Origin of the sequence: Roseimicrobium gellanilyticum (assembly GCF_003315205.1) — a bacterium.
GTDB lineage: Bacteria > Verrucomicrobiota > Verrucomicrobiia > Verrucomicrobiales > Verrucomicrobiaceae > Roseimicrobium > Roseimicrobium gellanilyticum.
This window is the reverse complement of the sequence record NZ_QNRR01000002.1, coordinates 18595-31500: the sequence shown is the minus strand read 5'-3', so window position 1 is coordinate 31500 and position 12906 is coordinate 18595. Positions and strand designations below refer to the sequence as shown.

Here is a 12906-nt window from a genome sequence, read left to right as displayed (position 1 = left end):
ATTGCACGTGAGAGAGAAATGCGGTCGCATCGTTAATCATTCAATGGACCGTCGCGATTTCCTGACCCGCACCACCTTCGCCGCCGCTGCCGCGGCAGCTTCCTCATTACAGAAATCCAGCCACGCTGCTACGATAGGTTTGCAGCCCGCTCCTTCGTCCAGTTGGGCCAAGCGCACTCTGGTGTATGAACAGAAGATCAGTGAGAACGCACGCGTGCAGAGCTTCACCTCACCTGCCGAGCCACTCTCCGGCAGCGCGTGGCGCATCTGGATGTCCACCTCTGGAGCAAATCATCCCGAGTTCAATGTGGGTTATCTCGAAGGAACACCGGGTGAAGAGCTGAAGGTGCAGTGGGCCGTGCTCTCCACCGGCGCACCTGCGGATGCCCCTCTCTCGCTCGGTGGTCTTCCCTCGGGCTGGCACCCCAAGCAGGGCGTGCATCTGCGCCTCAAGGATGGCCGTCATCGCCTCTATTTCTGGGCCCATGGTGAGGGCATCGTGCGTTACCTCGCTGCGGACAGTGAAGATGGCCGTCGCTACACCATCGTGAATGCCCTGAGCCCCTGCATCTACCATCCCGCCGACCGCACCGTAGATGGTACCGAGGCCGTGAAGGCAGGCTTCTCCCGGATGGCAAAGCGGAAGGCCAAAGTCGCGGCAGGCGAATCGCTCGCTCCGGCAGCACTCATCACCAATGACGCGACCAATGTGTATCAGCTTCCCGATGGATCGTTTGAGCTCTACACCGCCGCCCTCATGGAAGTGGGCAAGGACGACCCACGCTACATGCCGCACGATAACATCCCCGGACGCATCCGCGTGATTGATCGCTTCACCAGCGAAGACGGCCTGCGTTGGGAAAATCGCAAGCGCGTGATCCAGGCGGATGCCCAGGACCACACCGACCTCCAGCACTACTATCTCGCCGTGACCCACACGGAGAAGGGACGCATCGGCATGCTCGGTCACTATCGCTTGCAGGCGCAGACCATGGATATCGAGTGGTGCCACTCCGAAGATGGCGTGCAGTGGCACCGCCCCGCGCGCACCTCATGGCTGCCCCGCAGCGAGCCGCATACGCTGCCGGATAGCTACGGCGTCTACGCGCCGCACAACCTCGTGCAACACAACGGCCGCTGGCATCTCTTCTACACCGGCACGAATGACGCGCACAATCACAAGGACAGCCACGGTCCCTACCGCCGCGCCATCTTCCACACGAGCATTGACTCCCCCTGGCAGGTGTAGTTTGCCATCCCTTCCCGGTATCCTCACCAGCCGGCCATGCGCAAGCAGTACCACCTCCGCTCCTCACTCCGCGGCCTGCTCGCGTGGGATGTGCATCGTCTTATCGCACTCACGGAGACTCAGGCTTTGCCTCACGTCTCCATTCCACTATCCTCCATTCGTGAACTGGACGAATGCTTCTGGTTTCAAGACGAGAACAGCCCACCCACCTGCCGCGCCATCGCCGAACATGCGAAGCTCATCGCGGAGACCGACCTCGCCTACCCCCTCATCCTCTCCTCGGATGGTCGTGTCATGGACGGGATGCACCGCGTCGCGAAAGCGCTGATGCTCGGGCGCGAGCACATCACCGCCGTGCAGTTCACCGCAGATCCCGAGCCGGACTACATTGGCGTGCCTGAGGACAAACTGCCGTATTGACCCCGACAGTGAAGGATCCTATCCTGCGCTCAGACTTCCTTCCATGAACACGACACGACTCCCGGTGCAGCTTCAGGTGGTGGCTCTTATCTTTTTGCTCACCGGGCTGGTCAGCCTGTGGAGCATGGTTATTGTCGGCATTGGAGGTCCCGTGCGACTGAATCTGTCCCTGCTTGGCATTCCAATTTATTTCGGCCTTCGCAGACTATCTCCGGGCTGGCGTACCTGCGCGCTGTTTAGTTTGTGGCTTGCCATGATTGTTTGTGTCATGGGTGTGGCGGTGTGTCTCTCCACAAAGACACCGGTGGAGACGTTCATGTTTGGAGTCAAATTTCGTGAATTTAGTCGCCTTGAAACTGTCCTGGGACTAAGCGCCGCCTTTGTTTTTTTCTCCTCGCAATACCGGGTGCTGACCTCTCGCGTGGTACGCGCCCTTTTCTGTCGTCATGACAATTCCCGTTCCCCCACCCATCCGATTGGAGTTATCTCCCCTCGAGAAAATACGTGACCACGGATATGGCATCGCCCCTTCCGCTCTCTCCCCCGACGAATGCGCTGAGCTCATCGCCAATCTCGGCCCCACCTCTGGCCCCGGTCGCCGCGCGCTGTTGAACGATGAGCGCATCTCGTCATTGGCCCGCTCATCCAGGCTCCTCGCCCTCGTTGCACCTCACTTGCAGTGCGAGCATGCACCGCGCCCTGTGCGCGCCATCTACTTCAACAAATCGTCTGATACGAACTGGCTCGTCGCCTGGCATCAGGACCTGACCATCTGCGTTCAAGAGAAGATGGATGTCGACGGCTTCGGCCCATGGAGTGTGAAGCATGATGTGCCTCACGTGCAGCCACCCATCGCCATGCTGGAAAACATGATTACCATCCGCCTGCACCTGGATGACGCGGATGAAACCAACGGCGCTCTGAAAGTCCTTCCCGGCTCTCACGCACACGGGCGACTCTCCGCAGAAGCCATCCAGCATTGGCGTCAGCACACCCCCGAGCACCTCTGCACCGCACGCGCCGGTGACGCCCTCCTCATGCGCCCCCTCCTGCTCCACGCCTCCGGACGCTCCACCTCGGACAAGCAACGCCGCGTGCTGCACATCGAGTACGCCGGCTACGACCTGCCCACGGGCATGCAGTGGGCCGAGGGCTGATTGTTTGCTTGCCTCCCGAATCTCGCTCGCTGACGCGTACAACCATGGCTCACGGAAGAAAACGCTCCTGCCTCGGCGGCATGCTGCTCGGGGCCTTTTTCATGGCAGTGCTTGCGGCAATCCTTGTTTGGATGGCTGGCGACATTCTCTTTGAGCCACGACGCCCGATGCACATGGCGAGTGCCAAGGCCTCGGCATGGAACTGGGCCAGATTGCCTGCGCTGCTTGCGAAGGCACAAGGTATTCATCTCACCACGGACGGCAGCGTGTTCTCCAGAAGCTTCCGTGTGACGTTCTTCGGGGCTCCTGCAGACATCGCTGCCTGGGTGAAATCCTGCCCTGGGGTGGGTGATCCCGACTGCAAAAAGGAACCCCTCGAAGGCGGAGGGATGCGGTATGTCTATCCCGCTGGAGGAGGGGCCGCCTACGCTGAAATCGTGCATTTTCCCGCCCGCGGCACGGTGGAGATCTATACGTACTGGAGTTGAGCCGGACACCCAAGTCAGCAGACACTTCTCGCATGCACTTTCGCCTCGCCAGCAGGGTGCACCAGGAGTAATAATGGACTCGTATCCAACACCATGCCGCTAGACCGTTCCATCCCCATCGAAGCCGAGTGGCGCAGTGAATCCTGGGACATCGATGTGGACTCCGCCTTCGAGCACTTCGGCGGGAAGTCCAAGGAGGAGGCCATGAGTCTTTTTCAAAAGGATGCCGCGCGCTACCAGGAAGATCTGCTCTACACTCCGGCCGCCTGCTTTCCCTACTATCTCGATGCCTGCATGACCTACCTGCGCTCACGAGCAGCGGAGGGCGATGCAGAAGGCGCTTCAGGATTCATCTCGCTCATCACCGAGCGCGCCCGTGAATATCCGGATGAAGTCCGCGACCTCTGGCCGGAGATCTCCCCCACCCTCCGCCACATCGCTGTGAATCAGGAACACTTCGGCGCGGACGAGGAGACCTTTGGCAGCTTCCACGAGCAGATAGAATCCCTCTCCTGGCTGGGCCTGTCCGTGGATGAGATGGACGACGAGGAGGCCTACGAATACGAGGCCGAGGAGGAGAACGAGGAGGAAGATTGAGGTGACTCGGGCGCTTGCATTCCGGGAGCACCTGCGCTTCCCATTGCCCTCGCATGTCCCTCCTGGAATCAATCTCCTCCCATCTCACCGCGTGCACCATTCGTGAATACACTGCCGAGGACCTCCCGGCGTGCCTAGCGATATATCACTCCAATGAAGGTGTGTACTACCCCGCGGGGCACGTGGAAAAGTTCACCGACTTCCTGGAGCGCGGCACCTCCTACTTTCTCGTGGTGGAGCATGAGAGCGAAATTGTGGGCTGCGGTGGCCTGGAACTGAGTGGAGATGGCCCCTGGGCGTGGCTCGCCTGCGGCATGATTCACAAGGACCGCCAGAAGAAGGGGCTGGGCACCACGCTGCTGGCAGCACGTCTCTCCCTGCTGGAGCCGGAGGGCCGGCCCGTGCTGGTGCGGGTACGTACCGGCACCACAGCAGCTGCGTTCTATGATCGCTTTGGCTTTACCTTGCACAGCGTCGCGCAAAATCAATACGGCCCCGGCGAGCACGGAGGCAATCTGGAACTGCTCATCAGGCCGGAGGAAGTGGATGCCCTGCGTGCCACACTGGTGGAGCATGAGGTAAATCTCGTGCTCAACGATCTGCCTGCGGACGAGACCGTGGCAGAGCAGGACTGAAGCCCGACCGCCGCTGAAATCTTTCGCCATTCTTCTGCGTTCTCCTTTTCCCATGAAGCCTGCCTCCGTCTCCCGCCGCCACTTTCTGAATGCCGCCCTCGCAGGCACCGCACTTTCACAGGGCACCTCGTCAGGCGCGGAAATGAAGGAGACTCCCAAAGCCGACACCGGCACCTTCCACGACCCCGCACGCGACATTCCCCTCGCGGATGATGCGGACGTCATCGTGTGCGGCGCTGGCCCTGCCGGTGTGAGCGCCGCCATCGTCGCCGCGCGCGCCGGTGCGCGGGTGCGTTTGTTCGAATGGAGAGGCTGCCTCGGCGGCGTGTGGACTGCGGGATTGCTGGGCTACTTCCTCGACTTCGACAAGCCAGGCTTCGCCAAGGAACTGCGCGACAAGCTCGATGCCCGTGGCGCACGTGCCGGCTCCAAAGCCTCCGCCTTCTGCTACGATCCAGAAGCGCTGAAGCTCCTGCTGGAAGAACTCTGCGTGGAAGCCGGGGTGAAGTTCCAATTCCACACCCGTGTGGCCGCCGCCTTCCGCGAGGGGAACAAGCTCACCACCATCGTCACCGACTCCAAGTCGGGCCGCCAGGCCTGGCGCGCTCCGGTGTTCATCGATACCACCGGCGATGGCGACCTCGGCGCGCTCGCGGGTTGCTCCTTTGAAATCGGTGAGGCCAAGGACTGCCCTTGTCAGCCCATGTCGCTGAATGCGCTGCTGATGGTGAAAGACGCCGAAGCCCTCCGCGAGTTCGTGCGCTTCGGGCAGGCACTGCCGGGTGAAAACTCCAACAGCGACAAGAAGGAGCGCATCCGCGAGGCCATTGAGAAGACCGGCCACTTCCCCTCCTACGCTAGACCCACGCTCTGGCAGGTGAAGGACAATCTCCTCTTCGCCATGCTGAATCACGAGTATGGCATCAAGCCCTTCGACGCTGCAGAAGTCACCTCCGCCACCGTGCGAGCCCGCTCCGAGATGAACAAAATGGTGAATGGCCTGCGCGCCCTCGGTGGTCCTTGGGAGGGCCTCCAGATCGTGGCCACCGCCGAACAGATTGGCGTGCGTGATGGACGCCGCATCGCCGGCCGCTTCACCGTGCTGAAGGAAGACCTCATCAAGGGCGCACGCTATGACGATGGCGTGGCCCGCGTGACCTTCGGCGTGGACATCCATGCCACCAGCGCGAAGCACAATCGCAAAGGCTCCGCCACCATGCCCACCGACATCAAGGTGAAGCCGTACGACATTCCCCTGCGCGCCCTCATCGCAAAAGATGTGGATGGCCTCATGATGGCCGGTCGCTGCATCAGCGGCGACTTCATCTCCCACTCCAGCTACCGCGTCACCGGCAATGCCGTGGCCATGGGCGAAGCCGCCGGTGTCACCGCCGCCCTCGCCGCCCTCTCCAAGCGCCCCCCGCACGAAGTCGCCTGGACCGAAAGCGTCACCAAGCTGACCTCCATGGGCCTGCGCGCCTAGGGTCACGTTCGTCCCCCCTCCATCTCAGTTTCAGTCTCAGTCTCCGAAGTTTCCTCTGCGTCTCTGTGTCTCTGTGTTGAACACTCTGGACAAGACCACACCCACCGATACCGTACCCCGGCCCCCTCAATACCGTATTTTACCGGTCTTTTCTCCGCGGAGGACTGTGGAATCGTGAACCCTTGCCAGTCCGCTGGCATTTCACATTCCCCTCCTCAGATGAAAAAGAATACGTCACTGTATCACCCCCATCTCCTCGCGCGTCTCTTTGCCAGACTGTCGTGGAGCATGGCCCTCATCTTCACCCTTGCCCTGCAGGCAAAGGAAGCACCCGAGCCCTTCTACGAAGGCCTGGGCAGCTACAAGATTAAGGTCACTACGAAGTCCCCTGTCGCGCAAAAGTACTTCGACCAGGGGCTGGCCTTCCTCCATGCCTTCAATCACGGCGCAGCCATCCGCTCCTTCCGTGAAGCCGCGAAGCACGACTCCGCCTGCGCCATGGCCCACTGGGGCATCTCCTATGCCCACGGCCCACATATCAATTTCCCCATGGTCCCACCGGACGCCGCGGAGATTGCCTGGAAAGAACTGCAACTCGCCCAGAAGCACGCCGCGAAGGCCACACCCTTCGAGCAGCAGCTGATCTCCGCCCTGAGCAAGCGCTATGCGAATCCACAACCCGCAGACCGCGCCCCACTGGACCTCGCCTATGCAGACGCCATGCGTGAAGTGTGGAAGGGCTACCCGGACAACGCCGATGCCGGCAGCTTCTTCGCTGAAGCGATGATGAACCTTCGCCCTTGGGACCAGTGGACACCCGAAGGCGCCGAGCAACCCGGCACCGCCGAGATCATCACCACCTTGGATCGCGTGATTACGCTCAATCCGAATCACCCCCTCGCCAATCATCTCTACATCCACGCCGTGGAGGCCTCGCAAGAACCTGGTCGCGCCGATGCCGCCGCGGAACGCCTCCGCGCGTTGCAACCCGGTGTCGCACACAACGTGCACATGCCCTCCCACATCGACGTGCGTCGCGGCCGCTGGCAGCAGGCAATCGACTCGAACATCAAAGCCGTCGAAGCCGACCAGGCCTACCGCAAGAAAGCCGGTCCTCCCAAGGGCATGCTGAACATGTACGTGGCGCACAATCGCCACATGCTCTCCTACGCCGCCATGATGACCGGCCAACGCGACCTCGCCATGAAACACATCCGTTCCATGACCGCGGAACTCCCCGCCGACTTCCTCAAGGAATACGCCGGCATGGTGGAAGGCTACGCCGCCATGCCCATGGAGGTGATGATTCGCTTCGGCCTCTGGGATGACATCCTCGCCGAGCAGGAGAAGTACGAAGACCACATGCCCCTCTCCCTCGCCATCCACTCCGCCGCACGTGCTATCGCCTACGCTGCGAAAGGTGACACCGTGTCCGCACGCAAGGAGCAAGCCATCTACCTGAAGCGCGCCGAGCTCGTAGCGAAGGACGCCTACTTCGGCAACAACCTCGCCCAGTCCATCCTGACCGTGTCCACTCCCATGGTGGAAGGCGAAATCCTCGTGCGCGAAGGCAAGGTGGAAGAAGGCCTCGCCGCCCTGCGCGCTGCCGTAAAAGCAGAAGACCTCTTGCGCTACGATGAACCTCCCGGCTGGCTCGTCCCCGTACGCCATCCCCTTGGCGCCAGCCTCATGAAAGCCGAACGCTTCGCCGAGGCCGAGCAAGTTTATCGCGAAGACCTCAAGCGCCTCCCCGAAAACGGCTGGTCCCTCCGCGGCCTCGCCCAAAGCCTCCGCGCCCAATCCAAAAACACCGAAGCCGACGAAGTGGAAGCCCGGTTCCGCAAGGTGTGGGCAAAGGCCGACATGGAAATCCCCAGCTCCTGCATGTGCCAGAAACTGACAGCCAGGAACTGAAACAGCCCCGGACGGACCACGTGGGAACGCCGCCAGCGGACTTTCTCCAAGTGAGATGATATTCCATCGCACGAGCGAGACCGTGCGGAAGAACCGGAACTTCCCGGCGTTTCCACCGCATGAAAGTCGCGCTGCTTCTCTCGCCACTTCTGCTGCTGGCCTTCCTGACCTTGCTCGGTCAGGAGGGCGCTCCTTCACCAGACGCACCGGCAAATCCGGCGGCAGCGAAACCCAGGCGACCGGGCGCAGGAAAGCGCCCAGCCATCACGCAGCCCGAGCTCTTCGCACCGCTTTCAAACCGGCTCTCCATCGTCGACCCCAAGCTTCATCGTGACTTTCCGGATGTGTGCGTGGACAAGGGCGGTGGCCTGTGGGTGACGTACATCGAGCACGATGGGGTCGCGGACACCCTGCATCTCGCAAAGCGCGAGGGACGCCAGTTCACCCCGCAGGCCGTGGTAGCACAGCCGGGCGTGCTGCACCAGCCCACCATCACCGCGGATGGTGCTGGTGGGATATGGTGTATCTGGGCACAGGTGAATGCAAAAGACATCATGACCTTGCGGGCACGCCGGTTTTCCAAGGGTGCTCTGGAGGAGGAAAGTGAATTCGCCTCGTATGCAGATGCCGGGGCAAGCTTCGCGGATGCAGGCACAGATGCTTCAGGCCGTGTGTGGGTCACATGGCAGGAGGTAAGGCCGGGCGCTTCGCAGATATGGACACGTCATTGGAGTCCATCGGATTCAAAGTGGAGTGAACCAGTTCGCATTTCGACAGCCAGGGAAGGTGGAAACTGGGAGCCACGCCTTGCCTTCACCGATGGCGATGGCGCATGGATCGCCTATGACAACTCTGCGGGCAGCGAATTCAACCTTCGCCTCGCGCATGTGGACCTCAGCGGCAAGGTGAAGGATCGCGTGCTGCTGGAGACACCCGAATATGAAGCGCGCGCCTCCCTCAGCGCGGATGGAAAAGGCGGCCTGTGGATCGCGGCCGAGCGCGGTCGCCGACAATGGGGGCTGGACGCAAGAGGTCATGAGAATGCCATGGGCTTCAATGCACAGAAGCGTCTCCTGCTGGGCCGGTATGACATCGCCACGGAGACTTTCACCGAAGTGCCCGTGCCGCACAATGGCCGCCCCACACCCGCACCAGATCCGAGTCCGGGCTATGCCATCAATGTCCCCTCCGTGCTGGTGCGCGAAGGGCAGGTGTGGATCGCCTGCCGCTACTTCACCAGCGGCATGTGGCGGGGCATGCTGCTGCGGTACATTCCAGAGACAAAAACCTGGAGCATGCCGGCCGCTCTGCCGGACAGCTCCATGGGCCAGGATCGCCACCAGGAAATGTTTCTCGGGCCGCGTGGCGGACTTTGGATGACGTGGCCCTCTGACAAACGCGCAGGCAAGGAGTGCGGCATCGCCGGTGTGTATGTCAGCTCGGTGAAGACCGATGCGGAGCTTGCCACTCTTCCCGTGGAGCCTGATGCAGAAGTGGCGCGCACGCCTGAGATGGAGCCCTACTTGAATGAGTCCACACCACCACGCCCGCTGACGGAGCATCACACGTGGAAGGTCGGCGGCAAGACATACCGGCTCGTCTGGGGAGACCTGCATCGGCACACGGACATTTCCAATTGCCGCACCGCCTTCGATGGCTGCGTGATGGAAGCGTATCGCTATGCCTATGACCTCGCAGGTCTGGATTTCCTGGGGACCTCTGACCACACAGATGTGGGTAAGAAGTATGACCCGTACGAGTGGTGGCACACGCAGCGGCATGTGGATGTGTTCTTCGCGCCGGGCAGCTTTACGTCGCTGTACGCGTATGAGCGGGAGCAGCCCTTCCCGTGGGGACATCGCAATATCGTCTTCGCGAAGCGCGGCGGTCCGATTGTATACATCAATCGTGCTTTCTACCGCGAGTCCCAGTGGCAGGAGGAGCTTCCGGTAGCCGCAGGCATCCAGGCCATTCTTCCCACCGAACTGTGGGACATCCTGAAGCGCTACGATCATCCCTGTGCGGTCATCAGCCATACCGGTGCCACAGGCATGGGCACAGATTGGACAAGGTATCAGGGCGGCATCGACAACACGTATGAGAACACCGTCGAAATCTTCCAGGGAGCACGCGTGAGCTATGAAGGACCCGGTGCACCGCAGCCCACCGTCGGCCTGCGCCAGAAGGAAGCGTACACCCCGGCCAAGCTGGAGCCGAAGAATCAACCCATTCCTCCAGCCCCCATCACAGACTTCGAAGCAGGGAACAAGAATCCCGCCGCCTACAACAACGGCGTGTACCAGAAGGCGCTCTCCGAAGGTCACAAGCTGAGTGTCTTCGCATCGAGCGATCACATTGCCACGCACACCTCATTCGGAGGCGTGTATGTGGAGGAGTTCACTCGTGAAGGCATCATCGCCGGGTTCAAGGCACGCCGCACCTGTGCAGCCACGGACAAGATCTTTGTCGAGTTGAGCTGTGGCGAACACCTCATGGGCGAGGTGTTTGACTCAAAGGAGAAGCCCGCTCTCACCTTCCACGTCGCAGGCACGGCGCCCATCAAGCGCGTGACCGTGGTACGCAATGAGCAGGACTACCACCTCATGGAAGGCAACGACAAGGAAGCGCGCGCCACCTGGACCGATGCGAATCCCCTGCAAGGCGAGAACCGCTACTACCTCCGCATCGAGCAGACGGATGGGAACATGGCGTGGTCTTCACCCCTGTGGGTGAGGTATTGGGGGGAATTAGGACGAAGTGCTTCCGGGAATGCAAAGTGACTGAGGCTCGGCTCCGGCACTTTGCAGTTTTCATTTTGCATTTCTCACTTTGCATTGTTGGGCGAGGCGGCGGGGTCTATTGGCTTGCTGCGCCACTGACCACTGTGGCTTGGCGGACAACTTTGTTTTGATGAAATCTTGGGTGTGCGGATGCGTTTCCCGTGTCTCCCATGAAGCCGAAGAAAGCCACACGCTCCCTCACCCGTCGCGACGCGCTGAAGCTCACCGCCGCCGGCTTTGGGGGTGCAGCTCTGAGCAGTACAGGGACCTTGGTCGCTGCGGAATCCGCCCAACCCTTCGGCGCTGAGTTTCCCATGCTCGACTCCCTGGCCACGGGAGAATGGTGGGCAAAGGCACCCGCTGCCGGACCTCGCCGGCAGAATCCTCAAGCGCAGGCACGCGCCACCCAACCGCCACCCATGGACGTGCAACGCAAGGATGTCGTGGCTTTCGCCATCTACACGCACCAGAACGGCGTGCTGAAGATGACCGCTCAGCTCTACCCGCTGAAGCCAGATGAGCCCCGTGAGGCACGGCTGGAGGTGAAAGGCGAGGATGGGAAATGGCAGGAAATAGCCAGGTCACCCGTGCTCTATCCCGGATGGAGCGCTCACATCCGTGTGGAGAAATGGGATGCGACGAAGAACGTGCCCTACCGCGTGCGCCATGGGAAGGAAGCCGCGTTTGAGGGACTCATCCGCCGTGACCCAGTGGATAAGGACGAGATTGTAATCGCAAACATGTCGTGCAACTCCAGCCGCACGGCAGGCCTGCGACCGGAGATCATCGAGAATCTGAAACTACAGGACCCGGACGTTCTCTTCTTCGCAGGAGATCAGACTTATCGTCACACGGAGCACACCGCGGGCTGGATCGAGTTCGGCCTCCAGTTCCGGGACATCATGAAGGACCGTCCCACCATCTGCACCCCGGATGACCACGACGTGGGTCATCCCAATCTCTGGGGTGAGAACGGCAGGCTCTCCACACTCAAGGGGAATGCGGATGGCGGATACATGTTCCCCGTGGAGTATGTGAACCAGGTGCAGCGGCAGCAGTCGTGGAGCCTGCCGGACCCGGTGGATCCCACGCCCGTGGAGCGGGGTATCACGGTGTACTACACTCGATTGATCGTGGGCGGAGTCGACTTTGCCATTCTGGAGGACCGCAAGTTCAAGTCCGGCCCCGCAGGCAAGATTCCCCAGATGGGTCCACGCCCGGACCACATCAATGATCCTTCGTACGATCCAAAGACGATAGACCTGCCCGGTCTGCAATTGCTTGGCGAGCGCCAGGAGAAGTTCCTGCGCGATTGGACACAAGACTGGACCGGTTGCGAGATGAAGGCCGTGCTTTCGCAGACCGCCTTCTGCGGTGCGGTGCACATGCATGGGAAGCGGGATGAACGCCTGCTGGCGGACCTGGACTGCAATGGCTGGCCGCAGACACCGCGCAATCGCACTCTGGAAGAAATCCGCCGTGCATGGGCAGTGCATCTTTGTGGAGACCAGCATCTGGCCGTGACCGTGAAGCATGGCATCGCGGAGTTTGGTGACGGCCCCTACGCTTTCACCAGTCCGGCGCTGGTGAATACCATCTACGGTCGCTGGTGGCATCCCCTCGATGAGCAGCCGGGGCCCAACCCTGTGCCCGGCAGCCCGCTGCCGTGGACCGGTGATTTCAAGGACGGTCTCGGCAATCGCATCTCGATGATGGCCTATGCGAATCCGCCGGATATTTCGGATGAGAAGCAGCGCGCCGATGGCTATGGCCTCGTGCGCTTCCAGAAGTCAAAGCGCAAGATCATCTTCGAATGCTGGCCGCGCTTCTCGGATGCGAAGCAGGGCAACAAGGCACAGTTCCCCGGGTGGCCCATCACGGTGGACATGGACCAGAATGATGGACGCAAGGTGCAAGGCTATCTGCCGGAGCTGCTCTTCGAAGACGCGAAGGATCCCGTGGTCCAGGTCATCGCGGAGATGAGCGGTGAAGTCCTCTACACCGTGCGCGCGCGGGGAAATCGCTTCCAGCCACGTGTGTATGCGCCCGGGAAATACACAGTGAAGGTGGGTGCGTACAAGCCGGACAAACAATCACTCGCCGGACTGGAGGCAAAAGAGCAGACCGCAGCAGGCTCGCGCACGGTGAAGCTCTTCTAATCACACCTGCTTCTCACGCCTCAC

At 61.2% G+C, this 12906-nt stretch carries 11 protein-coding genes; all 11 read left to right on the top strand.

Annotation, left to right across the window (positions count from 1 at the left end; genetic code table 11):
- The first annotated feature begins 43 nt into the window (after window positions 1-43).
- The 11 genes from DES53_RS05440 (at window position 44) to DES53_RS05395 (ending at window position 12882) form a co-directional block, all read left to right on the top strand.
- Window positions 44-1249 carry a hypothetical protein gene (locus DES53_RS05440; RefSeq protein WP_113957227.1) on the top strand — a complete coding sequence of 402 codons (1206 nt, stop codon included), beginning with the start codon at window positions 44-46 and terminating at the stop codon, window positions 1247-1249.
- 36 nt (window positions 1250-1285) lie between these two features.
- Window positions 1286-1669: a hypothetical protein gene (locus DES53_RS05435; protein ID WP_113957226.1), complete on the top strand. Its 384-nt coding sequence runs from the start codon at window positions 1286-1288 to the stop codon at window positions 1667-1669.
- 43 nt (window positions 1670-1712) lie between these two features.
- On the top strand, window positions 1713-2177 hold the full coding sequence (locus DES53_RS32410) for a hypothetical protein (protein ID WP_147263227.1): 465 nt from the start codon (window positions 1713-1715) through the stop codon (window positions 2175-2177).
- Window positions 2116-2826: a phytanoyl-CoA dioxygenase family protein gene (locus DES53_RS05430; RefSeq protein WP_113957225.1), complete on the top strand. Its 711-nt coding sequence runs from the start codon at window positions 2116-2118 to the stop codon at window positions 2824-2826. Before DES53_RS32410 ends, DES53_RS05430 begins: the two co-directional genes overlap by 62 nt.
- A gap of 44 nt (window positions 2827-2870) precedes the next feature.
- Window positions 2871-3314, top strand: coding sequence for a hypothetical protein (locus tag DES53_RS05425; protein WP_113957224.1), 444 nt, complete (start codon window positions 2871-2873; stop codon window positions 3312-3314).
- Between the two features lie 93 nt (window positions 3315-3407).
- A complete protein-coding gene (locus DES53_RS05420) occupies window positions 3408-3911 on the top strand; it encodes a hypothetical protein (protein WP_113957223.1) in 504 nt (167 codons plus the stop codon).
- 53 nt (window positions 3912-3964) lie between these two features.
- The gene (locus DES53_RS05415) at window positions 3965-4546 is read left to right on the top strand and encodes a GNAT family N-acetyltransferase (RefSeq protein WP_113957222.1); all 582 of its coding nucleotides are present in this window, start codon (window positions 3965-3967) and stop codon (window positions 4544-4546) included.
- A 52-nt stretch (window positions 4547-4598) separates the two neighbouring features.
- Complete coding sequence (locus DES53_RS05410; RefSeq protein WP_113957221.1) at window positions 4599-6029, top strand: FAD-dependent oxidoreductase; 1431 nt, start codon at window positions 4599-4601, stop codon at window positions 6027-6029.
- 219 nt (window positions 6030-6248) lie between these two features.
- Entirely contained in the window at window positions 6249-7943 is a 1695-nt protein-coding gene (locus tag DES53_RS05405) for a tetratricopeptide repeat protein (protein ID WP_113957220.1), read from the top strand.
- Between the two features lie 119 nt (window positions 7944-8062).
- Entirely contained in the window at window positions 8063-10723 is a 2661-nt protein-coding gene (locus tag DES53_RS05400; RefSeq protein ID WP_113957219.1) for a ligand-binding sensor domain-containing protein, read from the top strand.
- Window positions 10724-10893: 170 nt separating this feature from the next.
- A complete protein-coding gene (locus DES53_RS05395) occupies window positions 10894-12882 on the top strand; it encodes a metallophosphoesterase family protein (RefSeq protein WP_113957218.1) in 1989 nt (662 codons plus the stop codon).
- The last annotated feature ends 24 nt before the right edge of the window (window positions 12883-12906 follow it).